The organism is Paenibacillus sp. GCM10027628, from assembly GCF_042676385.1.
In the GTDB taxonomy this organism is placed as follows: domain Bacteria; phylum Bacillota; class Bacilli; order Paenibacillales; family NBRC-103111; genus Paenibacillus_E.
In genome coordinates this window covers 19,085-44,412 of sequence record NZ_JBHTHA010000005.1, presented here as the reverse complement: position 1 = coordinate 44,412, position 25,328 = coordinate 19,085, and the positions used below count along the sequence as shown (strand labels likewise).

The 25,328-nt window shown below is 48.1% G+C and carries 28 protein-coding genes and 1 other annotated feature; of the genes, 25 read left to right on the top strand and 3 right to left on the bottom strand.

The features are described 5' to 3' along the window. The first annotated feature begins 14 nt into the window (after window positions 1–14). The 15 genes from mreC (at window position 15) to ACFQZT_RS08320 (ending at window position 13,678) form a co-directional block, all read left to right on the top strand. A complete protein-coding gene (gene mreC / locus ACFQZT_RS08390) occupies window positions 15–887 on the top strand; it encodes a rod shape-determining protein MreC (RefSeq protein ID WP_379298584.1) in 873 nt (290 codons plus the stop codon). Between the two features lie 13 nt (window positions 888–900). Then, a complete protein-coding gene (gene mreD / locus ACFQZT_RS08385; RefSeq protein WP_379298582.1) occupies window positions 901–1,428 on the top strand; it encodes a rod shape-determining protein MreD in 528 nt (175 codons plus the stop codon). Window positions 1,429–1,513: 85 nt separating this feature from the next. After that, complete coding sequence (minC, locus tag ACFQZT_RS08380) at window positions 1,514–2,173, top strand: septum site-determining protein MinC (RefSeq protein WP_379298580.1); 660 nt, start codon at window positions 1,514–1,516, stop codon at window positions 2,171–2,173. Window positions 2,174–2,213: 40 nt separating this feature from the next. Continuing rightward, window positions 2,214–3,008 carry a septum site-determining protein MinD gene (minD, locus tag ACFQZT_RS08375; RefSeq protein WP_379298578.1) on the top strand — a complete coding sequence of 265 codons (795 nt, stop codon included), beginning with the start codon at window positions 2,214–2,216 and terminating at the stop codon, window positions 3,006–3,008. A 6-nt stretch (window positions 3,009–3,014) separates the two neighbouring features. Continuing rightward, window positions 3,015–4,163 (top strand): FtsW/RodA/SpoVE family cell cycle protein, encoded by a 1,149-nt coding sequence (locus tag ACFQZT_RS08370; RefSeq protein ID WP_379298576.1) that lies wholly within the window; start codon window positions 3,015–3,017, stop codon window positions 4,161–4,163. Window positions 4,164–4,277: 114 nt separating this feature from the next. Then, on the top strand, window positions 4,278–5,177 hold the full coding sequence (locus tag ACFQZT_RS08365; protein ID WP_379298574.1) for a peptidoglycan DD-metalloendopeptidase family protein: 900 nt from the start codon (window positions 4,278–4,280) through the stop codon (window positions 5,175–5,177). Continuing rightward, entirely contained in the window at window positions 5,170–6,045 is an 876-nt protein-coding gene (locus ACFQZT_RS08360; protein WP_379298572.1) for a M50 family metallopeptidase, read from the top strand. The genes ACFQZT_RS08365 and ACFQZT_RS08360 overlap by 8 nt, the downstream gene beginning before the upstream one ends. Window positions 6,046–6,066: 21 nt before the next feature. Beyond that, the gene (locus tag ACFQZT_RS08355) at window positions 6,067–7,230 is read left to right on the top strand and encodes an Rne/Rng family ribonuclease (RefSeq protein ID WP_379298570.1); all 1,164 of its coding nucleotides are present in this window, start codon (window positions 6,067–6,069) and stop codon (window positions 7,228–7,230) included. Between the two features lie 53 nt (window positions 7,231–7,283). Next, window positions 7,284–7,371 (top strand) — a sequence feature (ribosomal protein L21 leader region). A 12-nt stretch (window positions 7,372–7,383) separates the two neighbouring features. Continuing rightward, a complete protein-coding gene (gene rplU, locus ACFQZT_RS08350; RefSeq protein WP_379298568.1) occupies window positions 7,384–7,695 on the top strand; it encodes a 50S ribosomal protein L21 in 312 nt (103 codons plus the stop codon). Window positions 7,696–7,706: 11 nt separating this feature from the next. After that, entirely contained in the window at window positions 7,707–8,060 is a 354-nt protein-coding gene (locus ACFQZT_RS08345; protein WP_379298566.1) for a ribosomal-processing cysteine protease Prp, read from the top strand. Between the two features lie 4 nt (window positions 8,061–8,064). Then, window positions 8,065–8,376: a 50S ribosomal protein L27 gene (gene rpmA, locus ACFQZT_RS08340; protein ID WP_379298564.1), complete on the top strand. Its 312-nt coding sequence runs from the start codon at window positions 8,065–8,067 to the stop codon at window positions 8,374–8,376. 149 nt (window positions 8,377–8,525) lie between these two features. Next, the gene (locus ACFQZT_RS08335; protein WP_379298562.1) at window positions 8,526–9,281 is read left to right on the top strand and encodes a Spo0B domain-containing protein; all 756 of its coding nucleotides are present in this window, start codon (window positions 8,526–8,528) and stop codon (window positions 9,279–9,281) included. A gap of 127 nt (window positions 9,282–9,408) precedes the next feature. Further along, window positions 9,409–10,710: a GTPase ObgE gene (obgE, locus tag ACFQZT_RS08330; RefSeq protein ID WP_379298560.1), complete on the top strand. Its 1,302-nt coding sequence runs from the start codon at window positions 9,409–9,411 to the stop codon at window positions 10,708–10,710. A gap of 587 nt (window positions 10,711–11,297) precedes the next feature. Further along, window positions 11,298–12,368, top strand: a complete 1,071-nt coding sequence (locus tag ACFQZT_RS08325) for an anthranilate phosphoribosyltransferase (protein ID WP_379298558.1) — start codon at window positions 11,298–11,300, stop codon at window positions 12,366–12,368. Between the two features lie 254 nt (window positions 12,369–12,622). Then, window positions 12,623–13,678 carry a C40 family peptidase gene (locus ACFQZT_RS08320; protein WP_379298556.1) on the top strand — a complete coding sequence of 352 codons (1,056 nt, stop codon included), beginning with the start codon at window positions 12,623–12,625 and terminating at the stop codon, window positions 13,676–13,678. 58 nt (window positions 13,679–13,736) lie between these two features. Here the strand turns inward: ACFQZT_RS08320 and ACFQZT_RS08315 are convergent, their stop codons facing one another. Then, window positions 13,737–14,246, bottom strand: a complete 510-nt coding sequence (locus ACFQZT_RS08315; protein ID WP_379298554.1) for an NUDIX hydrolase — start codon at window positions 14,244–14,246, stop codon at window positions 13,737–13,739. A 166-nt stretch (window positions 14,247–14,412) separates the two neighbouring features. Here ACFQZT_RS08315 and ACFQZT_RS08310 point away from each other — a divergent pair, with 166 nt between their 5' ends. The 7 genes from ACFQZT_RS08310 (at window position 14,413) to ACFQZT_RS08280 (ending at window position 21,872) form a co-directional block, all read left to right on the top strand. After that, window positions 14,413–14,898 carry an ACT domain-containing protein gene (locus ACFQZT_RS08310; RefSeq protein ID WP_379298552.1) on the top strand — a complete coding sequence of 162 codons (486 nt, stop codon included), beginning with the start codon at window positions 14,413–14,415 and terminating at the stop codon, window positions 14,896–14,898. A gap of 63 nt (window positions 14,899–14,961) precedes the next feature. Continuing rightward, a complete protein-coding gene (locus tag ACFQZT_RS08305) occupies window positions 14,962–16,248 on the top strand; it encodes a homoserine dehydrogenase (RefSeq protein WP_379298550.1) in 1,287 nt (428 codons plus the stop codon). Window positions 16,249–16,275: 27 nt separating this feature from the next. Then, entirely contained in the window at window positions 16,276–17,340 is a 1,065-nt protein-coding gene (gene thrC / locus ACFQZT_RS08300) for a threonine synthase (RefSeq protein ID WP_379298548.1), read from the top strand. A 7-nt stretch (window positions 17,341–17,347) separates the two neighbouring features. Next, window positions 17,348–18,316: a homoserine kinase gene (gene thrB / locus ACFQZT_RS08295; RefSeq protein WP_379298546.1), complete on the top strand. Its 969-nt coding sequence runs from the start codon at window positions 17,348–17,350 to the stop codon at window positions 18,314–18,316. Continuing rightward, window positions 18,313–19,200, top strand: a complete 888-nt coding sequence (pheA, locus tag ACFQZT_RS08290) for a prephenate dehydratase (RefSeq protein WP_379298544.1) — start codon at window positions 18,313–18,315, stop codon at window positions 19,198–19,200. Before thrB ends, pheA begins: the two co-directional genes overlap by 4 nt. 8 nt (window positions 19,201–19,208) lie before the next feature. Continuing rightward, window positions 19,209–20,087 carry a branched-chain-amino-acid transaminase gene (gene ilvE, locus ACFQZT_RS08285; RefSeq protein WP_379298542.1) on the top strand — a complete coding sequence of 293 codons (879 nt, stop codon included), beginning with the start codon at window positions 19,209–19,211 and terminating at the stop codon, window positions 20,085–20,087. 219 nt (window positions 20,088–20,306) lie between these two features. Then, window positions 20,307–21,872 (top strand): LysM peptidoglycan-binding domain-containing protein, encoded by a 1,566-nt coding sequence (locus tag ACFQZT_RS08280; protein ID WP_460871834.1) that lies wholly within the window; start codon window positions 20,307–20,309, stop codon window positions 21,870–21,872. A 60-nt stretch (window positions 21,873–21,932) separates the two neighbouring features. On the opposite strand, the gene sigW is transcribed toward ACFQZT_RS08280, so the two are convergent. Together sigW and ACFQZT_RS08270 are read right to left on the bottom strand one after the other, a co-directional pair. Continuing rightward, window positions 21,933–22,544: an RNA polymerase sigma factor SigW gene (sigW, locus tag ACFQZT_RS08275; protein ID WP_379298538.1), complete on the bottom strand. Its 612-nt coding sequence runs from the start codon at window positions 22,542–22,544 to the stop codon at window positions 21,933–21,935. A 144-nt stretch (window positions 22,545–22,688) separates the two neighbouring features. Next, a complete protein-coding gene (locus ACFQZT_RS08270) occupies window positions 22,689–22,904 on the bottom strand; it encodes a hypothetical protein (RefSeq protein WP_379298536.1) in 216 nt (71 codons plus the stop codon). A gap of 116 nt (window positions 22,905–23,020) precedes the next feature. Here ACFQZT_RS08270 and ACFQZT_RS08265 point away from each other — a divergent pair, with 116 nt between their 5' ends. From ACFQZT_RS08265 to ruvA, 3 genes are all read left to right on the top strand, one after another. Continuing rightward, window positions 23,021–23,695, top strand: coding sequence for a BofC C-terminal domain-containing protein (locus ACFQZT_RS08265; protein ID WP_379298534.1), 675 nt, complete (start codon window positions 23,021–23,023; stop codon window positions 23,693–23,695). Window positions 23,696–23,842: 147 nt separating this feature from the next. After that, window positions 23,843–24,346 (top strand): crossover junction endodeoxyribonuclease RuvC, encoded by a 504-nt coding sequence (ruvC, locus tag ACFQZT_RS08260; protein WP_379298864.1) that lies wholly within the window; start codon window positions 23,843–23,845, stop codon window positions 24,344–24,346. Continuing rightward, entirely contained in the window at window positions 24,343–24,972 is a 630-nt protein-coding gene (ruvA, locus tag ACFQZT_RS08255) for a Holliday junction branch migration protein RuvA (protein ID WP_379298532.1), read from the top strand. Before ruvC ends, ruvA begins: the two co-directional genes overlap by 4 nt. Window positions 24,973–25,328 lie beyond the last annotated feature (356 nt).

Sequence of the window (25,328 nt, the reverse complement as noted above, 5' to 3'; positions counted from 1 at the left end):
CATTCGTTTAGAAGGTGTTTATTTTGTTTAAATTCATGGGGAACAAAAGGCTGATCTTTCTGATGGTCGGCCTCATCAGCTTTTTTATATTAATGGGTCTTACCATGGGGAATCGGGCCCCGATGACGTGGCCGGAAAAATTTATTAAAGACTCGGTTTCATGGACGCAAGGACTCTTCTACAAGCCCGCTGCTTCCATAGCGGGTTTCTTTCAAGATATTCGCCAGTTGAGAGTTATTTATGAAGAGAACAAGACACTGAAGCTGACGCTAACGCAGTATGCGCGGGACACGCAGCGTCTCAACGAGCTTGAAGCGCAGAACAAGCGCTTAATGGAAGCTCTTGGATTTACGGAGCGTCAGCGCCAAGCCAATGTATACACGTATCGCATTGCAGAGGTCGTAACGATGGATCCGGATCCTTATAATAATACGGTTACGATTAATTTAGGCGATAAAGACGGTATCAAAGAAAATATGGCCGTCATGACGGTCGACGGTTTGGTCGGCAGGATAAGCCAGGTATCCGGTTTCCACTCCAATGTTCAGCTTCTCAAAGCGATTACGGATACCGATAATAATTCTAAGGCTATTGCAGTTACGGTAAAGGGCAACGAAAGCGAGCCATTTGGTATGATCGAGTCTTATGATGCTAACACCGGGGAGCTTGTCATGAACAAAGTCGAACAAGCGGATACGATGAAAGTCGGTGACACGGTGATTACTTCAGGAATGGGACAAGTATTTCCAAAAGGCATTGAAGTAGGTACGATTACGTCCATTGGTCCCGGAGAATTTGGTATCACATACAAAGTTATGGTGAAGCCGAAGGCTTCTTTCAGCCATATTCGCGAAGTGTTTGTGGTCGAAGTTCCGGAAGTGAAATGAGGTGGGGCATAACGTGACTCGGCATCTGCTCTGGCTCATTTTATTAGGTTTATTTGTTCTGCAAGGTTCGATTGTACACTGGCTGATTCCATCCTCGTGGCAGGCACAAGTGTATGTGGCGCCTCATTTCACGCTTGTGTTTATTCTGTTTATCGGACTTTTCCATCATCGTCATACCGCGCTGATTTATGGGTTGTTATTCGGGCTTTTACAAGATTTTAATTATTACAGTTCGATCCTGGGCATCTATTCATTTGGGATGGGCCTCTCCGGTTACTTAGCCGGGCTTACCCAACGGAGGCAGCCGAATCTCATCTTCTATAATCTGCTTATTACCGGTATCGGATTGCTTTCCTTCGAATTGATTAATTACGGTATCAATCGGCTGTTTAAGCTGATCAATATCCAGTTTGAATTTGCGCTTACCCACTATATGCTTCCAAGTGTTCTGTTTAATCTGCTGTTTGCCTTGCTTTGTTACGTGCCCATGCGCAAGCTGCTCGAAGGGAAATTGAGCGCTTCGTCCGGAACGGAAGATTAAAAAAGCCGGAACAAATTCCAGGCCTTAAGCAGGAAAACTCAGGACACGAACCGAAATGTATAGGTTGGGAGGTCGGCACACCATTATGTCCGTTTCAAAGCATCATGTGATGATAAAAGGGGTCAAAGACGGCCTTGTTTTTTTGCTCAACGACGCATGTGAATGGGAGATTTTGCTGCAGGAGCTTCAGCATAAGCTGGAGAAGACGCATCAGCAGATTTTGACGGGTCCTATCATCCATGTGCATGTCAAGTTAGGGAATCGGGAAGTTACCGAGGAACATAAAGAAGAAATTCGTGCGATTATCCGGCAAAAGGGAAATCTGCTTATACAATCGATTGAAAGCGAGCTGCCTTCTATTCAAGATACGGAAGAGCCAGCCGTTTCAATTACTACGCTCAAAGGTATAGTTCGTTCTGGACAAACCCTCCATCATGAGGGTGATTTGCTTTATCTGGGAGATGTGAATCCCGGCGGAACCATTATGTGTACAGGGAACATTTACGTCATGGGATCTCTGCGCGGAATGGCACACGCCGGCGTTGGCGGGGATGAGAACGCCATTATCGCGGCTTCGCATATGCGACCCACGCAGCTGCGAATTGCAGGCATTATTAGCCGTCCGCCTGATGAATGGGGAATCGAAGAGGCGTTTATGGAATTTGCCTATATCAAAGAAGGTAAAATGGAAATTGACAAGCTTCACCAACTCCATCGCATTGTTCCGGAATCTATGATGGGATGAGACTTATACACGGAAAATTAGAGTGTGGGAGTGAGAAAATATGGGAGACGCGATTGTAGTCACTTCGGGAAAAGGCGGCGTCGGGAAAACGACGACTTCAGCTAATCTGGGGACGGCTTTGGCCTTACTGGGCAAAAAAGTTTGCATGGTGGATACCGATATCGGGCTCCGTAATTTGGACGTGGTGATGGGGCTTGAAAACCGCATTATTTACGATCTGGTCGATGTCGTGGAAGGTCGATGCCGTTTACCGCAAGCTTTGATCAAAGATAAGCGGTTTGATGAGCTGTACCTGCTACCGGCTGCCCAAACCAAGGACAAGCATGCCGTATCGCCAGAAGACGTTAAAAATATTGTGTTGGAACTTAAAAAAGATTTCGAATTCGTGATCATTGATTGTCCTGCAGGCATCGAACAAGGCTTCAAAAATGCCGTAGCAGGCGCAGACAAGGCAGTCGTTGTAACGACTCCTGAACATGCAGCCGTACGTGACGCAGACCGGATTATCGGACTGCTCGAAAATGAGAAGATCTCTTCGCCGAAATTGGTCATTAACCGTATTCGGGCGAATATGGTTAAAAAAGGCGAAATGCTGGATATCGATGAAATCTGCTCGGTACTGGCCATTGATTTGCTCGGCATCGTGCCTGACGACGAGTATGTCATTAAGGCCGCCAATTCAGGTGAGCCTACAGTGATGAATCCGTCCTCACGGGCTGCAATTGCCTACCGAAATATTGCTAGACGTATTTTGGGTGATACCGTGCCGCTTATGCCGCTTGATGATAAAACAGGCTGGGTAAAGCGCATGAAAAAGTTTATCGGGATAGGATGATAGTCCTTGCTTGCCAAACTGAAAAACATTGATATTCCTATTGTTGTTATATTGTTCGCTTTTATGGTAATGAGCACCATGATGGTCTATAGTGCATCCATAGATCATCCGACGATTTCAATCAGTATTACCAAAATACTTGTGTTATACGGCGTCGGACTTATTGCCTTTGTCGGGTGCAGTTTATTTGATTACCGAGTGCTTGTAAAAGTAGCGCCTTATCTATACGGGATCGGTATTATTTCATTAATCGCTGTTTATTTATTCGGTGCAAAAATTCATGGCGCGCGCGGTTGGTTTGTGCTGCCGGGAGGCTTGAATTTTCAGCCGGCAGAGCTGGTAAAGCTGATTTTGATCATCTGCCTTACCGCATTGCTCGCGAGACGCGGTGGCGATCTTTTACAATTCAGAAAGGATGTTATTCCAGTAGGCTTGGCAGTTTTATTGCCGTTTATTCTGGTTCTCATCCAGCCTGACCTTGGGAATGCCGTTATTTTTATCATCATTTTGCTCGGCATGATATGGATCGGAAATGTCAAATACACGCATGTATTGTTAAGCATTGTAGTTTTAGCCGGAGCAGGCTTTTTATTTTTGACGCTCTACAAACATTTCCACCAATCCTTGTTTGATTTGTTGAAACAATACGGGTTCAGTCATTGGATGGACCGGATCGATACGTTTTTATATCCGCAAGATGTGTCTGCCGATGATAACTATCAGGTTCGTAATGCCGTTCGGGCTATTGGATCAGGCGGGCTGGAAGGGGAGGGCTATCTTCATGGTACTTCCGTCCATAGTAATTTCATTCCCTTCGCTTATTCGGACTCCATCTTTGTCGTTGTCGGTGAGGAGTTTGGTTTCCGGGGTGCAGCCATTCTGCTGCTGATCTACTTCATGCTGATCTACCGGATGATTCTGATCTCGATTCAGAGTACGCAGCTCAGCGGCGCGTATATTGTTGTTGGCGTTGTCTCGATGTTCGTTTTTCAAATCTTTGAAAATGTCGGTATGATGATCGGCATCATGCCGTTAACCGGGATCACGCTCCCCTTTATCAGTTATGGGGGCACGTCCTTGCTCATCAATATGTTGTCTTTGGGGCTCGTTATGAGCGTCAAACTGCATCAGGAGCGGGAACCGGAATTATTTTAGCGATAAGCAAGTAAAGCCCCTTGATCAGGGGCTTTTTCTTTTGCCAATGGTCAACATAATCTTGTCCCCCCATTCATAGGCTGTACTATGGCATATCTTAGGAGGGGGACTTCCATGGAAGTCAAAGATAAAGTCAAACAGCGCCGAATGGAACGGCTTCGCAAACTTCGCGAAGAGCAGGAAGCGATCTATTTCGGCGGAAGCGCGAACAAGCCTTTTCGAAGCGGCGATAACAGCCCGTTACCTATACGAAGGGATCAAGAGCTACCGCTATATCCGGACTCGGAATGGAAACGGCGCATGGAAGACCCTGAATATGCATGGCGCCATAAGCTCCGCATGGATCCTACCTTAAACGGCCATAGCTATTTGGACGATGAGGAGAAAAGCCTGTTTACTCCGCCTTCTCGACGCTCGATGATAACGAAGTTGTTTATAAGCTGTATGGTTTTCGCTGCAGTTTTTGGAATGTTCCACATCAATCAGCCCTGGGCTAATAAAGGGAAACAGTTTATTACGTCCTCTCTCACGCAATCCTATGATTTTAGCGCACTCTCGGCTTGGTATACAGAGCGGTTCGGCGGTTCGCCATCGTTCATTCCCAGTTTTCATAACCGGGAAGGCGATGAAGCGGTTAAGGTAAGTACATCCAAACGCACCCTTTTTTCGCCAGCTAAAGGGAGCATTATATCCCCTTACGACGGGACAACACATTTGGGTGTCAGGTTGAATACTACCCCTAATGTACCCGTTTATGCGCTCGATACGGGACAAGTTATTTTTGCCGGTACGACAGCGGATTCGGGTTTGACGATCATCATACGCCATGCAAACGGTCTTCAATCCGTTTATGGAGCGCTGGGCGAAGCCAATGTAGAAATGAATGACTGGATCAATCGTGGGGAAGCCGTAGGCAAAGCCTCGAGCGGAGATCCGGGCAAAGGCACTTTTTATTTTGCGGTAACGAAGGACGGGCATCCTATGAACCCAACGGATGTGATCTCATTTGATTAAGTGGGCCGGAACGACCTATCGTTTTCACCCTTTGCTTACACTCATATTCATCGGATCGGCGTTTACCGGTTATTTTCTCGAGGCCGTTACGCTTTTCGGCATCGTGCTTGTTCATGAACTCGGACATTTGGCCGCGGCTAACGGCTTTGGGTGGAGAGTGCGAGAGGTGCAGCTGCTGCCCTTCGGGGGTGTTGTCGTCGTCGATGAACTGGGATCGGTTCCTGCTTGGGAAGAGCTCATTGTTGCTCTTGCGGGCCCGCTGCAGCATGTTTGGATGATTGTGATTGCGCTGCTCATGCAGTGGCTAGGCTTCGGTGCACAGGGATGGTGGAGCTACTTTATAGAAGCGAACCTGATGATCGGCTTGTTCAACCTTTTACCCGTGATGCCGCTTGACGGCGGAAAAGTCATGCAATGTTTGCTAGGGTATGTGATGCCGTTTCATAACACGATTCTGTATACGACATGGATCAGCATGGCACTTAGCGCAGGGGTCATTGTCGCGGCTGTCTATCAATTGATTAACGGCCAGCTGCCGCTGAATTTGCTCGTCATCGGGATATTCCTGCTTTTGTCCAATTGGTATGCTTACAGACAGCTGCCCTATCATTTTTTTCGCTTTCTGATGGCGCGGGGCCAGCGGGTAAGCAGACTGTTGAGCAAAGGGACTTTGGCACAGCCAATCGTAGTTACCAAGCAAAGGACTATGGCCGAGACCGTAAAACTTTTTATGAGAGAGAAGTATCATTTGATCTATGTCATTAACGAAAAAGGGCGGATTCAAGCAGTTCTGCCTGAACAGCAATTGGTCAGCGGTTATTTGGATGGAAAAAAACCGGGGAGTGCAGTTTCCGACCTTTTCATGTAAAATAACTGATGAGGTGAAAGCATGAAGCAGCTCATTATCCACTGCGCACCCGAGCTTACGCAAGCGGCTTTGTTGGAAGACGGCCGACTTGTCGAGTATGATACGCAGTATCCGCTTGATTCCCAAAGAGCAGGCAGCATCTATATGGGCCGCATCATTAATGTACTTCCCGGTATGCAGGCGGCATTCGTCGATATCGGACTAGCTAAGAACGCCTTTTTATATATTGATGATTTGCTTCCTGTCCATTTGGACAAACAACCGAAAATCAAGCCCGCCATCACGGAATTGGTCGTGGCCGGGCAAACCCTCTTAGTGCAAGTGACCAAAGACCCGCAAGGTACCAAAGGCGCAAGAGTTTCGACCCATGTTTCCATTCCAGGCCGCTGGATCGTATACATGCCTGATGCCGATTACATTGCCATATCCCGTAAAATTGATCTTGAAGCCGAAAGACAACGTTTAAAACAGATTGCCGAAGGCATCTTGCTCCCTGGCGAGGGGGTTATTGTTCGTACAGGAGCAGTGGGACAAAGTGAAGAAGCGATCCGAGATGATTTGCAAAATTTGAGAGATCTTTGGAACGCCATCTGTTCCAAAGTGGATGAGGCGCCTGCACCCGCGCAGCTTTATCAAGATCTGGATCTTCTCCCTAGATTGGCAAGGGATGTTATTACGGATGATGTTAAAGAAGTTTGGATGAATGACTCTAGAGTTTATGAAGAAATGAAGCTGCTGCTGCGTAAGCAGAATCCAGGCTGGCGCGGTCGAGTGGCTTATTATGATCGCAAAGTGCCTCTATTCGACCAATTTGGCGTCACGGAGGAACTGAATCGCAGTTTTCGGCGTAAGATTTGGCTGCCAAGTGGCGGCTACCTCGTCATCGATCAGACGGAAGCACTAACCGTTATCGATGTGAATACAGGCAGATATACCGGTTCGATTGACCTGGAGCAAACCGTTTTTGACATCAACCGGGAAGCGGCTGCCGAAATTCCACGGCTGCTTCGTTTACGCAATATACGCGGCATTATTATCGTTGATTTTATTGATATGATTTCCGATATGAATCGTTCGGTCGTTATGGATAACATCTCGCATGCCGCTCGTAAGGATCGATCCAAAACCGTTATCGTCGGCTGGACCAAGCTGGGGCTTCTGGAAATGACGCGAAAACGCAAATAAGACATTGCATAGCGAATTGCTTCTGTGCTATAATACTCAAAGTGTGTTGTTTAGGCATGCTGTAACCGCACGAATCGGGTCGAAGTACGGTGTGGATTTCATCCTGACCGTCACCTGGACAAGGCGAGTCTGAGACATGAGGAGGTAATGAGAATGTACGCAATTATTGAAACAGGCGGCAAACAGTACAAAGTTCAAGAAGGCGATGTTCTGTACATCGAGAAATTGAACGCAGCTGAAGGTGATGTAGTTTCTTTTGATCGTGTGCTTGCGGTTTCCAAAGAGAGCGGTCTGGTTGTAGGTGCTCCATTGGTATCCGGTGCTGCAGTATCTGCGAAAGTGGAGAAACACGGCAAAGGCGCGAAGGTTATCGTATACAAATACAAACCTAAAAAGAACTATCACAAAAAGCAAGGTCATCGTCAACCGTACACGAAAGTGGTCGTTGAGAAAATCCAAGCGTAAGAGGCAGCCTTATGATCTATGTGACCATAGAGCGGCTTTCGCTGGACTCCCCTCAAATCGCATCTTTTGTGGTGGAAGGCCATGCCGAATATGACGTGCCTGGCAAAGACTTAGTCTGTGCGGCAGTATCGGCGGTAACGTTCGGTACTTATAATTCTATAGAATCATTGACAGGGATCATTCCGATCCATGAGATGGAACCGGGTCTTCTGGATGTAACCATTCCAGATATTGCGGTTTCGGATCATGCCAAGAATGCTCAAGTGCAATTGCTATTAGAATCTATGATCGTCATGCTACAAACGATTGAACAAAACTACGGTGACTATATAACGCTTGAAACAATCTATCGCAAAGGAGGATGACACCATGTTGCAATTGAATCTTCAGTTTTTCGCTTCCAAAAAGGGAGTAGGTTCCACAAAGAACGGTCGTGACAGTATCGCGAAACGCCTTGGCGTGAAGCGTGCAGACGGTCAGACAGTTACTGCCGGCAGCATTCTCGTTCGTCAACGCGGAACGAAAATTCACCCAGGTAACAATGTCGGCATCGGTTCGGACGACACATTGTTCGCTTTGGTACAAGGCGTAGTGAAGTTCGAACGTTGGGGTCGCGATCGCAAAAAAGTGAGCGTATACCCAGCTGATGTAGCTCCTGTAGCTGCTACTGTAGAAGTGTAAGATCAATCCCCGGCGAGCGATAAGTTCGCTGGGGTTTTTCTTTGTTTGTACATCCTTTAAGGCAGTTAACTAGGATGGTGAACTTTTCCATATGGCATGCTATACTGGAGAAACGGTTACATAGCAGGCGAGAACGGAGCGAAGCGTCAATGAAGCAAGCGGGCAGTGCACAAGTGTATCTGATAGCAATCGTGCTAATAGGGTTGACCGGATTGATGTTTGTGGAACCTTGGGTAATCAGGGTGGCTCTTTTACTGATTACAGTCCTTTGCGGGTATACGGCTTTCAAATTAGAAGCCAGCAGATTGCATGAAAAATGGAGCCAAGAGCTTCAGCGGCAAGAAAATCAAAACGATTCGAACGTGCTTCAGATCGTGAACCGGCTGCGTCATGATTGGATGAATGATATGCAGCTTCTCTTCGGTTATATTCAACTGAAGAAATTTGATAATTTACAGCCGTATATGGAAAAAATAAAAATGAATATGCAACAGGAAAGCAATCTCTCCAAGCTGGGTATCCCATCGCTGATCGCTTATTTGCTCTTGTTTCGCGTTCAATCGAAATCACTGCAGCTTGAAATTGAACTGGATCAAGAGGTCAATTTGGGACAACTCCCTTTAAGGGAAGGGTTGATTGAGACCATGGTGCGTAAAACGGTGGAATTGTTCAAACAGTACGCGGCATCCGGCGGTGATGAATGCGGTGTGCTCAGTTTGGAGTTCGATGTCCAGGAAGATAGTTTACTGCTTGATTTTGTATATCGAGGGCCGTATGACGGCGTTGGGTTAGAACAAGAAGTTCAAAAAACATTGCAGGTTCAAACGGCGTATCATGATTTGGAGCAATTCGAATTGCAAGAAGAAGAAGTCGTTCTCGCTTTGCGGTTGCCGTTTCGTACATAATATAGGGATCTTTGGCCGGAGGTCAAAGTCTCTCATTTTTAGGGATCTTTGACCGGAGGTCAAAGTCTCTCCATTCTTAAGGGACTGGTGGTTGAAAACCATTGTCCTCCTTACTGAGGTGTAAAGCATGTTTGTAGATAAGGCGAAAATATTTGTAAAAGGCGGAGACGGTGGCGATGGTCTCGTCGCGTTCCGGCGTGAGAAGTACGTACCGGAAGGCGGACCTGCCGGGGGTGATGGCGGTAATGGCGGCGACGTCATTTTCCGGGTCGACGAGGGCTTACGAACGCTGATGGATTTCCGCTATCAGAAGCATTTTAAGGCGGACCGGGGCGAGAAGGGCCGCAATAAATCCCAGCATGGCGCGAATGCCGATGACATGATCGTACGCGTTCCGCCCGGAACGACGGTGGTCGACGATGATACGGAAGAAATCATCGCCGACTTGACGCGCCACGGGCAGGAAGTGGTCGTGGCCAAAGGCGGCCGGGGAGGCCGCGGCAACATTCGCTTCGCAACCACCCAAAATACGGCCCCTGAAATCGCCGAGAACGGCGAAGAGGGCCAGGAACGTTGGGTGACGCTGGAGATGAAGGTGATGGCCGACGTCGGCCTGGTTGGTTTCCCGAGCGTGGGGAAATCCACGCTGCTGTCCGTTGTTTCCGCCGCGAAGCCGAAAATCGCGGCGTATCATTTCACGACCCTTACCCCGAACCTCGGGGTCGTGGATGTTGGCGAGGGCCGCAGCTTCGTTATGGCGGACCTGCCGGGTTTGATCGAAGGCGCCCATGAAGGCGTGGGGCTCGGTCATGAATTTCTGCGTCACGTGGAGCGGACGCGGGTGATTGTGCACGTCGTGGACATGGCCGCTACGGATGGCCGCGATCCTTATGAGGATTTCCTCAAGATCAATGAGGAAATCAAGCTGTACAATGCGAAGCTGGAGCAGCGTCCGCAAATTGTTGTGGCCAACAAGATGGACATGCCGGAAGCGGAGGACAATTTGGTGCTCTTCAAGGAACAGCTCGCGGAAGATGGCCGGGAGTTGTCCATCTATCCCATTTCAGCGATCGCACGGGATGGCGTTCAGGAATTGCTTTACAAGATCGCTGATATCTTGGACAGCATTCCGGATGCACCGGAGGTGGAGGAAGTCGCTGAGGTAGAAGAGCGCAAAGTATACCGCTTCGAGAAGCGCGATGAGCAGGATTTTACGATAACGCGAGAAAACGATGTTTTCGTGGTCGAAAGTCCTTCGATCGAGCGACTGATCAAAAGAACGAACTTCAGTACGCATGATGGCGTTGTGCGGTTTGCGCGAATTCTTCGCAAGATCGGAATTGATAAAGAGCTGCGCAACCGCGGAGCCGTCGACGGTCAGACGATTCGAATTGCCGATTTTGAATTTGAGTTCGTCGAGAAAGAATAACTGACATTTAGAACCTGTCCAGCATATGGGCAGGTTTTTTTGTATGGGGATTTATTTTGAACCTGATGTTCGTGTTTGTATTTGTGTTTGTGTCTGTGTTTGTGTTGGCTGATGCTCCCCCTTGGGAGTCCGTACCAAGTCGCCTCAGTCTGATTCTTCCTATATAGAACAAACGTTCGCTAATAACGTCCGTAGAGTCTCTAAAAGTTGAGAAATCCCCCTTTAGGATGGATTTAACGAACAAACGACCATAAATAACGAATTTGGTTCTTTGATTATGGACTTTTGTTCCATCGAGATCCTTTTGCAACATTTCTTCGATAAAATAGCGTCCAGCAGATGCGTTATCAGCGACTTTATTCTCTAAATTCTGCCGAATCCGGTTAGGTCCCCTAATTCCGGAGAGTTGCCGATGTATTTTCCGCATCCCTTCCAGGGTGATTTTGTCATAGTTTTCAATTAAATTATGTCATATAACTTGACATTTAATTATATTAATAATACGATTTCATTAAATTTTGTTAAATTTATGTTATAATACATAACATGTATGTGGGGTTGTTGTGAATGAAAGGAGGCATACTCTATTGAAACGATGGATCCAGGCGATCGGCGCCAATGCGCAGACTTCGCGTGATTTGTCCTACGAAGAAGCGGTAGAAGCAGCGCAAGAGTTGGCGCGAGGCGATTCCACAGATGCACAGTGTGCGGCATTCTTGATGGCTCTCTGCATGAAGGGGGAAGCGAATGATGAGCTTAATGCGTTTTTAGATGTTTTTCGCAGTTACTCTTTGAACTATCAGCCATTTGCAGATTCACTATGTTGTGCAGGACAGGTGGAAAGGTATTATTTCCCGGTAACCCTGCCTGTAAGTCTGCTTCTGGCATCTGTCGGTTTCTCTCAGGTGCTGCATGGAAGCGATACGCTGCCGCTCAAGCAAGGCGTTGCGATGAAAGAAATTTTGGAGAGTTTCGGAGTAGCCCTGGAAATGCCGTTGGCTGCATGGGAAACGATATTATTTCGTTCGCATATCGGATTTATACGAACCGAACAACTTTGTCCGCCGATCGCCAAACTTCAACAAGTTCGTGAGCAAATCGGGTTTAGAACGGTCATTAATGCCGTTGAAAAAGTGATGAATCCTGTGAGATCAGCGAATCTGATTACCGGGGTAAACGGACGAAAGGCGATGGAGGCTCTAGTACCGATTTCCATTCGGTCAGGTTATCAGAATGTCTATATTATTCAAGGTATTGAGGGCTCGGAAGACCTCCCGATTTATGAGAACAGCACGATTCGAATCGTTACTCCCTGGGGGGATGAGTCTCGGTTGGTCGAGCCTCATAAGTTTGGCTTTGATAGCGATGTCCTCGTGCCCCTTGATAAAGAAGAGCAAGTCTCGATACTTCGCCGCGTTATGGCAGGCGACGATTCTCCAGAAGTGAAACGGGAACGCGATCATGTGATTTTCAACACCGGACTGCGGCTGACCTGGTTCGATAAAGTCGGCAGCTATGAGGAAGGATTCCAATTGGCGGAGTCATTGCTTGAGCGCAAAGAAGCTCAAAAAGTCATGCGGCGATGGGTGGATCAGAGTAATCGCTGGAAGAACCAGGATCAGCTGAAAAACGGCGATTCTTCCGCGCAAATTAGTTGAAAGACTGTCCAAGTTTGCAGTAAGCTGCGCTCAGGATGGTCTTTTTTCCATGGGAGAGGAAGTAATTGCTAGTGAAACTTTTTCTATGGATATGTTACCATCTAGTAGTGGGAGTATTCATAGTTTTCCATAATTGGGTTCATAGACGACCCACACAAACAGCCCTTTTTGTACGAATCATTGTTTGGATAGCCTATCAAATTCGAAGCCGGTTTATTCTGGCGAAAAACCCTCAGGAGGCGAAGATCAACACCATGAAAAAACAACTTCTGACCTTTATGCTTGTTCCTGCACTTGCATTTGGTGCCATTGCGCTTCCAGCGCCACAGCATGCATCGGCAGCGACTGCCGGTGAAATTGTAAGCAGCGTTAGTTTCAGACAAAGTCCAAGTGCGAATTCCGCTCGCATCCGCTATTTGAAAACCGGCGAAAAAGTGACGATTTTGGAGAAGGTGAATAGCTGGTGGTATAAAGTTCAAGACCAGAACGGACAAGTAGGCTACGTATCAACCAGTGATAAATATATTCATGAGAGCAGTCCGGATAACAGCTCCAGTCAGCCTTCAGCCGGAACAGGACGCATTGTGGCAAGTGTGAGTTTCCGCACGGATGCGAACGCGAATGCAAGTCGTATCCGCTATTTAAAAGTTGGCGAGACCGTACAGATTTTGCAAAAAGTAAATGATTATTGGTATAAAGTCAAGGCTTCAGATGGCCGTGTAGGCTACGTCAGTACGAGTAAAACATACATACAGGTTTCAGGCGAGATACCGTCGTCTGGCGGATCACCGGGCGGATCAGGCGGATCAGGCGGATCTGGCGGATCAGGCGGGTCCAATAATGGATCAGTCCCTGCCCAGGGTTCTATAAGTGAAAAAGTGCAAAAAGTTATTGATGCAGGCAAAAAGTACCTTGGCACGCCGTACGAATACGGTTCAAGCCGGAATGATACAAGTACGTTCGATTGCTCCGATTTTGTTCGACAAGCTTTCCTTGACGGCATTGGCTTGAAGCTGCCTGGAGACTCTAGAGGGCAAGGCGCATATGTGAAATCGCTTGGAAACGCCAAAACGAACTGGCACGATCTGAAACCCGGCGATTTGATGTTTTTCATGTCATACAAAGGGACAAGCGCTTCAAACTATAGCGGAATCAACAAGTCAACACAAACAATAACCCATGTAGCGATCTATTTGGGAGATGGCAAAATTTTGTCAACCTACTCGAAAGAGAGCGGCGGGGTTCGGATTGATACATTCGAAGGCAAGCATTGGGAGTATCGTTTCCTTTTTGGAGGAAGCGCACTGTAATAAGCGATGAAAAAAGGACGGACATCGAGAAATCGAGGTCTGTCCTTTTTGTTGTTTATTAGGTTTGCATCGGATCGAGCAATGGATTCCAGTGAATAGTCGGCTCTCCCGTTTCACGTTGCAGACCGGCTGTGCCGACCCAAGGGTGAGTTGTCAGGCCGACAGTGAAATAATGTTCGAGAAGACTACGAAAGATAAAGGGAAGGGGGCGCTCCAGGACTTGATCTCTGTGAATCCAGTGCAGCTCGCCTTCGCTCGTAACGATACGGGGATTAACATCAGTCGCACCTACATAGAAAAATTGCTGACGGATTTCTTGCCCATTCAGCCGCAGCAATACGTATTGCATACGCAGATCATGGATTTCATCATGTTCAATACCGGTTTCTTCCCAAACTTCGCGTAGGCAAGCGGTTCTGGGGTTATTTAGCTCTTGGGGCTCCAAATGTCCGCCCACGGCAGCCCATAGTCCCGGCGACAGCTTACGGGTTAAGGAACGTTTCATCATAAGCAGCTCATCTTTGCTGTTCCATAGGAGTGCTGTGGACATCATGCGCAGGTTAATCAATTTGGGGTCTCCTTCCTACGTTTTTTAAAGCTTATCACAGCAAAGCGCTGCAAAGATAGTATCAGCATTTGACGTTTTCATGAAAATTGCCTATTGCTTCACTGGAATCATTCCGATATAATGTCCACTATAGAGAAACACCAGTCTTTCTAGAGAGGACGATAAAATGGTGCCGGAAAGTAAAGAATTTTTCCCTCCGATCAAGCATACCGGGCCGGAGCGGTACTATTTAATCCGGGAAGATATATTGCCGGAAGGCGTGCTCAAGACGGTACAAGCCAAAGAGCTGCTGGCGCGCGGCGAAGTAAAGACGATTCATGATGCTGTCGAACAAGTCGGTCTTAGCCGGAGCGCTTTTTATAAGTATAAGGATGGCATACATCCGCTCAGCAAGCTTGAACGAGAGCGTATCATAACGATCTCTATGGATCTCGAGCATAAATCCGGCATTTTATCGAGAGTTTTGGCGCTCATCGCGAATTTGGAAGGCAATGTGCTGACCATTCATCAGACGATTCCTTTGCAGGGTATGGCCAATGTTGTCATTTCTGTGGAGACATCTTCGCTCGGCGAGGAAGTTCGTCAATTGCTGGATCGGCTTGGGGCGCAAGAAGGTGTCAAGCGAGCCGTGATCATCGGTCAGGGCAGTTAAGTAGAACAAAGGGAAAGAATTTGAGCAAGCTCAAAGGTCCCCTATATTTAGGAGGTAATTGAAATGAAACCGATCAAAGTAGGTTTACTCGGACTAGGTACTGTAGGTACAGGTGTTGTCCGCATTGTTGAAGGACATCAGGAAGATCTGCAGCGTCAAACTGGTTCCTCAATTGAAATTGCAAAGATTTTGGTTCAAGATAAAGCGAAAAGCCGCAACATCACGGTCGATCCGGACAAGCTGACGGAGAACGCATGGGATGTTATTAATGATAGCGAGATCGACATCATTGTTGAAGTTATGGGCGGTATTGAAACGACCAAAGAGCACATCCTGACCGCTCTGAACAACGGCAAGCATATCGTAACGGCAAACAAAGATCTGATGGCGATGCACGGTCCTGAAATTTTAGCTAAGGCTGCTGAAAAGGGCTGCGATGTCCTTTATGAGGCAAGTGTTGCCGGCGGAATACCGATCATTCGCACACTGGTGGAAGGCTTCTCTTCCGACCGTATCACGAAGATCATGGGCATCGTAAATGGTACAACGAATTATATTTTGACCAAAATGAGCCAAGAGGGCGCGGCTTATGCAGATGTGTTGAAAGAAGCTCAACAGCTTGGCTACGCAGAGGCGGATCCGACTTCCGATGTTGAAGGTCTTGATGCAGCTCGTAAAATGACGATTCTTTCCACGCTCGGATTCCATGCCAATGTTGCACTCGGTGACGTTGAAGTGAAGGGCATTTCGAGTGTATCGAAGGAAGATATCCAATATGGCAAGAAGCTTGGTTACGAAGTGAAGCTGCTTGGTATTGCCGAGAACCATGACGGTCATATTTCTGTCAGCGTGCAGCCGACAATGGTCAAAAACACCCATCCGCTTGCATCTGTCAATGGCGTTTTCAATGCGGTTTACGTATATGGCGAAGCGGTGGGCGAAACGATGTTTTACGGTCCTGGCGCTGGTGAACTGCCGACTGCAACGTCTGTCGTTGCCGACTTGGTAGCCGTTGTCCGCAACCTCAAGCTGGGGGTTAACGGACGTACAGTTCTTGCACCTTATAAGGAGAAGAAGCTAAAGACCGATGAGCAAATCGCTTCCAAAAACTTCATTCTTCTGCACGTTGAAGATAAAGCAGGCGTACTGGCGCAAATCACGCAAATTTTTGCCCAGCATGAAGTCAGCCTGGAATCGGTATTCCAGCATCCGAATGCGAACAACCCAAAAGCGGAAATCATCATCATTACCCATGACGCGAACCAAGCCAGCATGAAAAATGTACTGAGACAGTTCGAATCCATGGATGTTATCCATTCCATCAAAAGCCTCTACCGCGTAGAAGGCTAAATAACCATAGAGAGGCGCTGTACTGTAATGAGATATATGGGCTTATTGCAAACTTACAAAAACTATTTACCTGTAAACGACAACACGCCGCTGCTTACTTTGCAAGAAGGAAATACGCCATTAGTTCGCGCTGAAAAGCTGTCAGACGAGCTGGATCTCGACATTTATTTTAAATATGAAGGCTTGAACCCTACGGGTTCGTTTAAAGACCGAGGCATGGTAATGGCTGTTGCCAAAGCTATGGAAGAAGGCAGCCGCACGATTATGTGCGCATCCACGGGCAACACCTCCGCAGCCGCAGCCGCTTATGCAGCAAGAGGAAACCTGAACTGTATCGTTCTCATTCCTAACAACAATATTGCGCTCGGCAAGCTGGCTCAGGCGATTATTTATGGTGCAAAAGTGATCGCGATAGAAGGCAACTTCGACCGTGCTCTGGAAATTGTGCGTGAAATCACAGCCAAACATCCGATTACGCTGGTGAACTCAGTCAACCCTTACCGCATTGAAGGCCAGAAAACGGCCGCTTTCGAAGTAAGCGACCAACTCGGCAAAGCTCCGGACTTCTTGGCGATTCCAGTTGGCAACGCGGGTAATATTACTGCTTACTGGAAAGGCTTCAAAGAGTATCACGCTCAAGGCAAAATCAGTTCCCTGCCGAAAATGATCGGCTTCGAGGCTGAAGGCGCAATGGCGATTGTGAAAGGCGAACCGATCCGCGATCCGGAAACAGTCGCAACGGCGATTCGCATCGGTAACCCTGCGAGTTGGGACAGTGCGGTAAACGCAGCGAATGAATCCGGCGGACAAATTAACTACGTTACCGACGAGCAAATTCTCCATGCTTATCGTACGATTGCAGCCAAAGAAGGTATTTTCGCTGAACCTGCATCAGCGGCTTCCATTGCCGGCGTGATGAAATTAAAGGCGGAAGGCTATTTCAAAGGCGGGGAAAGCGTTGTTTGCGTTCTCACCGGTCATGGTTTGAAGGATCCTAACATTGCAATTAAGAGCGTAGCCGGCGGAGATCCGCTGGTCGTACAAGACTCCGAGCAAGCGGTTATGGAAGCTATCCGCAAGCTGGAGGGGTGAGTTTTCCATGTCAACGCGGAAAGTGAGAGTGAAAGTTCCGGCAAGTACAGCGAACCTGGGGCCGGGCTTTGACTCTTTGGGGATGGCTTTGAATTTATACGCATGGATCGACATGGCCGTATCGGAGCGGACAACGATACATTTGATCGGCGATCAAATGCAAGGCATTCCGACGGATAAGTCGAACTTGATTTATAAAGTGGCACAGATGGTATTTGATCAGGCGGGCGTGTCTCACCCTGAGCTGGACATCGCCATGTACAGCGATATCCCGTTGACGCGCGGCCTCGGCAGCAGTGCGTCGGCGATTATTGGCGCGCTTGCCGGCGCCAATGCCCTGATCGGGAACAAGCTCACGACGGATGAGCTGTTCCAAATCGCAACCCGCCTGGAGAAGCACCCCGACAACGTGGGGGCGAGCTTATTCGGCGGGATTGTGGTTGCTTTTTGGGATGGACAGCGGGCCGAATCCATTCGGCTGGAGCCCGACCCGAACCTGGAAGTGCTGGTGGCGATACCAGCCTTCCAGCTCTCTACCGAGAAGGCGAGAAGCGTGATGCCGCAGCAGGTGTCGATGAAGGATGCGGTGTTCAACCTCAGCCATTCTTCTTTGCTCGTTGCCGCGCTTAGTACCGGCAACCTCGGTATGATCCGTCATGCCATGAAGGATGCGCTGCATCAGCCTTACCGCGCAGCGCTCATTCCGGGCATGACGACGATCCTTGAGCAAGCCGATCAGCATGGCGCGCTCGGGGTTGCGCTCAGCGGCGCGGGGCCGACGCTGCTTACGCTCGTAGACGCGCGCAGCGGCAGTAAAACGGGGCTGGAATCGTTCCTGAAGGAAACGCTCCTCAAGGAAGGGATTGAAGCACAGACGCTATGGCTGAAGCCAAACGGCGAAGGCGTAACTACTTCGTTCCTAGGAGCAAGCGATGCTGACCTTCAGGCCTATATTCAAGGGGGTGTTCGCGCATGAAAAAAGTCGCGATCCTGGGACCTAACACATTCTCCGAAGAAGCTACCCGGCATTTTTTGGGTAACGAGACCTTTGAATATGTGCCTTTTAAACTCATTTCCGATGTGTTTACAGCAACGGCTTCCGGCGAAACCGAACTAGCTGTTATTCCTGTAGAAAATACGCTGGAAGGCTCTGTGCATCTGCATGTGGATTGGCTCGTGCATGAGGTGGATCTTCCCATTCGGGCTGAATGGGTGTTCCCTATTGATATGAATCTGATCGGATATCCGGATCCTGAGGGGATTCGGGACCCTGAGAACCCATTCGCCCATATTCGCAAAGTACTGTCTCATCACGTCGTGCCTGCGCAGTGCAGCAGATTCATGAAGCAATACCTAAGCGGAGCAGAATTTGAGCAGGTCAGCTCCACAGCCGAAGGCGTGAGAATCGCTTCCGAGCTGCAGGATCCGACTGTTGCGGCTATCGGCACGGCGATAGCTTCAACGAATTATGGAGTCCCAATGCTCCAAAGGGAGATACAGGACCACAAAGATAACATGACTCGGTTTTTGCTTGTAGGGCAAGAGGCATCCGAACTGAGAACATCAGACCAGATGAAAACGACAATTCTTGTCACTCTGCCTGACGACCATCCGGGTGGCTTGCATCAGATGCTGTCCGCTTTTGCATGGCGGAGAATCAATCTTTCGAAGATCGAGTCCAGACCAACGAAGAAGAAGCTGGGGAATTATTATTTTTACATAGATATTGCAGGTTCCATGGATTCCGTCCTGCTCCCTGCCGCTATTCAAGAAATTGAAGCGATAGGCTGCCAGGTCCGCGTATTAGGCTGCTATCCTAGTTATTCGTATCATTCGCAAATCAACATTTCGGAGGTGTAAAAATCAGCATGACACAATGGATTTATTTGGACGGCAATTATGTGTCGAAAGAGGATGCCAAAGTTTCAGTGTATGACCACGGTTTTCTGTATGGCGATGGTATTTTCGAAGGAATTCGGATCTACAATGGCAATATTTTTAAATGCAAAGAACATTTGGACCGATTGTATGATTCCGCTAAATCCATCATGCTGAATATTCCTCTTACTTATAGCGAGATGCAGGAGGCGCTTGTGGAGACGGTCCGTCGCAACGGTCTTCGTGACGGTTATATCCGGCTCGTCGTGTCCCGTGGTGCCGGAGACCTCGGACTTGATCCCCGCCGTTCACCGAAAGCCAGCGTGCTGATTATCGTCGAGCAGCTATCGATTTATCCGGAGGAAGCGTATCTGGGCGGTTTGAAAACCGTGTCGGTCTCGACCCGCCGCAACGTGCCGGACGCGCTGAATCCGAAGATCAAATCGCTGAATTACTTGAACAATATTTTGGTCAAAATTCAAGCGAACCTCGCCGGCGTAGGCGAAGCGATTATGCTTAACTCCCAAGGCTACGTAGCCGAGGGTTCTTCAGACAATATTTTTATCATTAAACGCGGCATTGTGTTCACGCCTCCTTGTTATTGCGGCGCCCTTGAAGGGATAACTCGCGCGGCGATTATCGAGTTATGTGGCAAACTGGGCTATACATTGAAAGAAGAACCTTTTACTTTGCATGATGTCTATGTTGCGGATGAGGTTTTCTTCACGGGAACGGCTGCGGAAGTCATTGCGGTACGTGAAGTGGATGCCCGTATCATTGGTGAAGGCAAGGCGGGACCTATTACGACGCATTTGCTTCAAGAGTTCCGTGGTATCGTTGAAGTAGACGGCGTTAGCGTTTTTGAATAAGAGCTAGTTGAAATCCCTTACGCATGAGGCGTAAGGGATTTTTTTTGTCCGAAAGGAGGTCAAAAGCCTAGGAACGTGCATAAACTGTAATGTCATTGTGAATGGGCTGCCGGATAGGATTCCATTGCAGATTATACTTACATGCAAGTTTTGCTGATGCAGACACTCAGCAAATGCTTACGGAGCCGGTTTTCTAACGAAAACTCTAAGGAGGTATTGGTGTTGAAAATCCATATTGTCAAAAAAGGCGACTCCCTGTACGAGCTGGCAAAAAAATATCATGTCGAGCTGGATCAGATCATCGCTTTAAATCCGCAAATCGCGGACCCGAATGTCTTGAACATCGGTGAGAAGGTGAAAATACCGTCAAAACCGAAACCTGTCGAGCCGCCAGCTTCAGACTATGTGTATAAACACATTGTCCAGCAAGGCGACAGTTTGTGGAAACTGGGCAAAGCTTGGGATGTGCCTTTGCAGGCGATGATTCAAGCGAATCCGCAGCTGAAGAATCCGAATGTTCTCATGACGGGCGAAGTCGTGTACGTGCCAAAAGCGCACGATGGACATGAGCATCATCATCCATTACCGGGTCACCATCACAAAGTATCTACTGCGCCATTCGTTCAGCCGCCTGTTGTTCAACCGCCGGCACTCGGGCAAATCGCTCAGCCGCAAGTCAGCCCCATCGCCGCAGCACCGCCTGTACCGGTTGAGATGCCCGCACCTGCTGGAGAAATGCCGAGCTGGACAATGCCTCCGGTTCAAGCAGCACCAACGGTTCCACCAGCACCAACGGTTCCAACAATGCCAATGATGCCTCAGGCTCCAGCAATGCCAACAATGCCAATGATGCCTCAGGCTCCAGCAATGCCAACAATGCCAATAATGCCTCAGGCTCAAGCATTGCCTACGAGCCCAGCAACGACTACGGTCCCTGCCCCTGAGGCCGAACCAATTGAGCTCAACGAGCCATATCCGCAGGCTGTTCATCCATTTAAACAATTTCACATCTCAGCCACGGAGGTTTTTGCGTATCCGAATGCTGAACAAGCGGAAACTCCTAGCTATCCTTCCTTTACGCCATATCCGCATTTGCCATGGGAGCATGGGCATCATCCTGTGAAAGAAGGTCATCTCCCTGTTAGTAACGGCGGTTGCGGTTGTGGAGAGACGATGATAGAGCCGCCGTGGCAAGCGTTCCCAACAGGAACACCTGCCTTTACAGCGGAAGAGCCATGGCAAGGCTTTCCGCAAAATATGCCGCCAATGCCTGGTTTCTATTCGCAAGCTCCTATGCAAATGGCGTCTCCATACGACATGCAGCAAGCTCCATGCTACCCGATGGGCCCTGAGTTGTATGCTCCGCACACTGGGATGCACCACGGGATGCACTATGACATGCATCATGGCATGCATCATGGCATGCACGATGGCATGCACCACGGGATGCACCCTGACATGAACCATGACATGCATCATGACATGCATCATGGCATGCATCATGGCATGATGTCCCCTTACGGGATGCCGTATCCGACGCCGTACGAGTCTCCAATCTTACCTAAAGTTCAGACGCATGAACTGAAAGAGGCGACCGACACGGAAGAGACGGTTGACATTGATATCCGTTCAAGCAAGAAAAGCGGAAAGACAGTTAGAACAAGCAGCGCTTCCAGAAAAGCCAAATCGTCTGCAGCGGAAACGCTGAATGCTTTCTTGAAAAAACAGCAAAGCGAGCAAGAAAAGTCCGAACCCAAACCTAATTTGCCTTGGATTAACGTTTAAACGGCAAAAAAAGCAACCCAGGCCTTTGAAATCAAAGTTCTGGGTTGCTTTATGTCGTTATTAAGCCAGCATACCGATTGTAAAGAAAACCATGAGGCCGACGACAAAGTTCATCCCCCATTTTTTGCGAAGGAGCTCGCGCCCCCGATGAAGACGGGTTTTGACCGTTGTAATCGGTAAATTCAGTTTATCGCTAATTTCTTGAAGCGACAGCTCCTCCAAGTAGTACAATGTGATCACACTTTTATATTTATCAGCTAATTTGTTAATGGAGGTATGCATGTGCTCTTGAATTTCCGTTTGGAGAACAGCGTGCTCAGGGGAATGATCCTGACTGGCCAGCTTGCTGTAATAGCTGTAATCATCATCGTGATCCGAAAGTTCGGCGTCCAAAGACTGAACCGGACGCTTCTTGCGAAGGAGATCGATCGCGACATTTTTGCCGATTCGATAAATCCAGGTCGAGAAGTTTTGACTTTCATCATAGTGATTTAAATTCAAATAAACACGAATAAAAGTTTCTTGGACGATGTCCTCAGAATCCGGTTTATTGTGAAGCATCCGATAAGCAAGCCTTTGAATTTTATTCCGGTACGACTCCACTAATTCCACGAATGCGTTGCGGTCACCCCGTCGCGATAATTGTATCAACTGAAGCTCTGCCACGTTCATGCTGTTCCCCTCCTTAGAGTTTTCCTTTTGGAAAACTTTCATCGCAAGCATTTAAAAATATATATCTTTTTTCCCTTAATAAGTATGAGAAAAGTTCATCTACTTTGACTATATCATTTCTGTGGCTACAGTCAAATTTTCATGCTATGGCGTACCGATTTTCGGCCCGTTAGTTTCCGGAGTGACGGCCGTATGGCTATTCGTTTGGTTCGTCAATACTTTAGTGGTCGTTGTCGAACGCGGCGTAGACAATCCGGCGTCGCTTCGCTGTAACTCATTCCAAAGGGCGACGGTTCCCCAGAGGAGAATCGCTCCAATGACAAGGAGTGTTGTCCGTCTGATTCGTTTTTTGCCTTTCATCCTTGCATCACCGTCCGTCGAATATGGTTGAAGCTTCTCTTCTTATGGTAAATGATGTATAGCGTCCAGCGCAAATGGAAACAATACGGAAAAACCAAGAATAGAAGGGGATTTCGGTGAATGTACAAAGCTTTTTAAAACATTTGAAAAGAAAGCTTCGTTGGAAACGTAACTGGATAGCATTAGGAACGTTCATCATTGTATGCGCTACTGGGTGGGGACTTTACGCAACAGGTCAGTTACCAGGAGCTACCTCAAGCCTTGAGAAGGCTTCAAAAGCAACATTCGGTAAGTTGACGCCGGAAGAGGATCGGAAGTTCAATGAAGCGATTACGACGCTGAAAGGGATTACGGACAGCAGGCAAACATACTTGCTTAAATCATATTTATGCGGGGAAGAGCGGCAGGAACTGGGCATCCAGACACCTAATCAATTGCTTGAAGAGCAGATGAAGCATCCAGGCTGGAAGCTGAGCTTGGGAGTGAAGGGAGACATCACTTTCATCGAGGAAATCGAAGATTTATCGCCGGAGTGCAAGCTGAAGGCAGTCTTTGGGATCGATGAAGCCGGCAATTTGTCGCTATTTAACGGGACACCGGGCAAAGATAATGTGATTCGTACCTTTTTCCAGTTAAACATTCAACATCTCGAAAGCAGCTTGCCGGTCGAAACCGTGAAACAACTGCATCAAGGAATTCGCGTTTCCGATATGGAGGAATACAATAGTGTGCTTTCGACGTTTAGCGATTATGCGGTAGAAGAGAGCGAACGAGCAATGATGAGGCCGTAATAAAATTAGGAAAACATGAGGTAGACAAGGGATAACCCGAGTCTATCTCTTTTTTTCGTCTTCGAAATACGTCGACAGAAGTTTTTCTCATCTGCTATAATGAAATGACTACATATGTTCGCTTTTTTGGATGGGAGAGAAATGGCTGTGCGCATTCTGGGTATCGATCCGGGGATTGCAATAGTAGGTTTTGGATTTATCGATAAGATTGGCAGCAAGCTCGTTCCCGTGCAATACGGATCTATTCAGACAGAGGCCCATACGGACCCTGCGCTTCGGCTTAAGGATGTCTATGACGCTACGACGCAATTAATAGAGAAATATAAACCGGATGCAATGGCGATTGAAAAATTGTTTTTTAACCGCAATGTGACGACGGCTTTCACGGTCGGGCAAGCGCGCGGCGTCATGATTCTCGCAGGCGTTCAGGCGGGGCTGCCGATTGCCGAATATACGCCGCTTCAAGTGAAGCAGGCCGTTGTCGGATATGGAAAAGCCGAGAAGCATCAGGTACAGGAAATGGTCAAAATCTTTCTCAAGCTGGCCAAAGTGCCTAAGCCTGACGATGTGGCCGATGCGCTGGCGGTTGCAATCTGCCATGCGCACTCTTCCGCTTTACATAATAAGATAAATGAGGTTGTGAAACGATGATAGATTTCTTGAGAGGAAAGGTAGCGCATCGCGAAAGCGAATATGCGGTACTGGATGTTCATGGCGTGGGTTATCGCGTATTTTGCCCAAATCCATATGCGCTGACCCATAAAGACGGCGAGGATGTGACGATGTATATCCATTATCACGTTCGTGAGGATGCTCATTTGTTATTTGGCTTTATGAGCCGCGACGAACAATCGCTGTTCCGATTGCTGCTAGATGTTACCGGGATCGGGCCGAAGGTGGCGCTTGGCATTCTAGCTGCCGGGGGAAGACCGGAAGCCGTGGTTGCGGCGATTAGCCAAGAGAATTTGGCTTTCTTGACGAAGCTGCCGGGAATCGGGAAGAAAACGGCGCAGCGGATTATTTTGGATCTGAAGGATAAGCTGGGTTCTGTTAGCTTGTCGAGTCCGGAAGCCGCTGTAGCGATGAGTATCGTAGGCTCGGCGCAAATCACCGAGGGAGGCAGCGCATGGGCGGAAGCGAAAGAAGCGCTGATGTCCCTCGGCTATACGGAAGCGGAAACCGACCGTGCATGGCTTCAAGTGAAGCCGAAAGCTCAGGCTTCGGATTCTGTCGATGTATTGATGAAGCTTGCGCTGCAGGCTTTATACACGATGTGACACTGCTATTACTTGTATGGCCTTATGAAGATATCAATGAGATGGTTGGAACATTGCGTGAACTGCATGATCTACATTTTGGATTGAAGTTTTCCCCTTATTTGCATTGCAAAATGTAATATGTACATGCAAATATTCCCAAAGTGCTTCATTTTTTACGTTATGATCGAATTTGATGTATGAAATGCATGTTATCCGCGAATTATCGAGGATTTTCTTTTATATAGATGTACATTCTGCATCTTGAGCCATTCCGGTTCAGCTGAAAGTCCCATTTTGGCGCTAGCAGGAGGGTTCCGCTCGCATCAGCGGGCTGAAAGGCCCAAAAAGGGCGCTACGGCTGAGCGCAGCTCAAG

Bases quoted from the DNA above. Each gene is read 5' to 3' on its own strand.
- minC (WP_379298580.1), top strand. From the start codon at position 1,514: ATGTCCGTTTCAAAGCATCATGTGATGATAAAAGGGGTCAAAGACGGC.
- minD (WP_379298578.1), top strand. From the start codon at position 2,214: ATGGGAGACGCGATTGTAGTCACTTCGGGAAAAGGCGGCGTCGGGAAA.
- ACFQZT_RS08365 (WP_379298574.1), top strand. From the start codon at position 4,278: ATGGAAGTCAAAGATAAAGTCAAACAGCGCCGAATGGAACGGCTTCGC.
- ACFQZT_RS08355 (WP_379298570.1), top strand. From the start codon at position 6,067: ATGAAGCAGCTCATTATCCACTGCGCACCCGAGCTTACGCAAGCGGCT.
- rplU (WP_379298568.1), top strand. From the start codon at position 7,384: ATGTACGCAATTATTGAAACAGGCGGCAAACAGTACAAAGTTCAAGAA.
- ACFQZT_RS08345 (WP_379298566.1), top strand. From the start codon at position 7,707: ATGATCTATGTGACCATAGAGCGGCTTTCGCTGGACTCCCCTCAAATC.
- rpmA (WP_379298564.1), top strand. From the start codon at position 8,065: ATGTTGCAATTGAATCTTCAGTTTTTCGCTTCCAAAAAGGGAGTAGGT.
- ACFQZT_RS08335 (WP_379298562.1), top strand. From the start codon at position 8,526: ATGAAGCAAGCGGGCAGTGCACAAGTGTATCTGATAGCAATCGTGCTA.
- obgE (WP_379298560.1), top strand. From the start codon at position 9,409: ATGTTTGTAGATAAGGCGAAAATATTTGTAAAAGGCGGAGACGGTGGC.
- ACFQZT_RS08320 (WP_379298556.1), top strand. From the start codon at position 12,623: ATGAAAAAACAACTTCTGACCTTTATGCTTGTTCCTGCACTTGCATTT.
- ACFQZT_RS08310 (WP_379298552.1), top strand. From the start codon at position 14,413: ATGGTGCCGGAAAGTAAAGAATTTTTCCCTCCGATCAAGCATACCGGG.
- ACFQZT_RS08305 (WP_379298550.1), top strand. From the start codon at position 14,962: ATGAAACCGATCAAAGTAGGTTTACTCGGACTAGGTACTGTAGGTACA.
- thrC (WP_379298548.1), top strand. From the start codon at position 16,276: ATGAGATATATGGGCTTATTGCAAACTTACAAAAACTATTTACCTGTA.
- thrB (WP_379298546.1), top strand. From the start codon at position 17,348: ATGTCAACGCGGAAAGTGAGAGTGAAAGTTCCGGCAAGTACAGCGAAC.
- pheA (WP_379298544.1), top strand. From the start codon at position 18,313: ATGAAAAAAGTCGCGATCCTGGGACCTAACACATTCTCCGAAGAAGCT.
- ilvE (WP_379298542.1), top strand. From the start codon at position 19,209: ATGACACAATGGATTTATTTGGACGGCAATTATGTGTCGAAAGAGGAT.
- sigW (WP_379298538.1), bottom strand. From the start codon at position 22,544: ATGAACGTGGCAGAGCTTCAGTTGATACAATTATCGCGACGGGGTGAC.
- ACFQZT_RS08270 (WP_379298536.1), bottom strand. From the start codon at position 22,904: ATGAAAGGCAAAAAACGAATCAGACGGACAACACTCCTTGTCATTGGA.
- ruvA (WP_379298532.1), top strand. From the start codon at position 24,343: ATGATAGATTTCTTGAGAGGAAAGGTAGCGCATCGCGAAAGCGAATAT.